At 32.6% G+C, this 709-nt stretch carries 1 protein-coding gene; it reads left to right on the top strand.

The genetic code is table 11. The annotated features are described in order from the left end of the window. The coding region (locus ACYQ2O_RS12560; RefSeq protein ID WP_459796749.1) for a tyrosine-type recombinase/integrase at positions 1 to 479 on the top strand (479 nt) is incomplete at its 5' end. Positions 480 to 709: the final 230 nt, after the last annotated feature.

Below are 709 nucleotides of genomic sequence, written 5' to 3'. Positions count from 1 at the left end.
TCGCTAGTGTATACGGTCTTAGGGTTAGTGACATAAGAGATTTACAACTATCCGCAATAAACTGGCAAGATAAAATACTGTCACTTTCACAACAAAAAACTCAAACACCGTTAAATCTGCCTCTTATTTATGAAATTGAACTAGCCTTACTTGATTATATAAAAAATGTTAGACCTTCAATTGTTTCTCCGAATTTATTTATACGATTCAGAGCACCTCACACACCTTATTCTAAGAATAATCATTTTTCTAGACATGTAGCAAAATATTTTAATCTAGCTAATATAAATATAGATGACAAACATTGTGGGCTTCATTCAATGCGGCATAGTTTGGCAACAGAGTTGTCGAATCAGACGATTCCCATTACTGAAGTTAAAAATATATTAGGTCATACATCCATTCAATCTACTAAACAATATATTTGGTCAAATATTGATCAGCTAAAGAAAGCAGCGGTAACTCCCAATAATCTATGAAAAATTATGTTTCCCAAATTTCTCGTTGCTCGTATGATGATTTCTGTCGATGAAGGTAATATAATCCAATCCTTGTCTGGATTAAACAGCTTTATAACAGATTCAGTAAAGCAACGAGAAGTATAAGAAGGCATGTTTAAAAAACTTCGTTTTTTTGAAGTTTTTCGAGATATGTAAAATCACTTCTACAGTATTAGTCCGTGTACTGTAGAACACTGTTCCCGAAAGAT

The sequence above is a fragment of the Alkalibacterium sp. m-11 genome (assembly GCF_054658155.1).
This window is presented reverse-complemented; position numbering and strand designations above follow the sequence as displayed.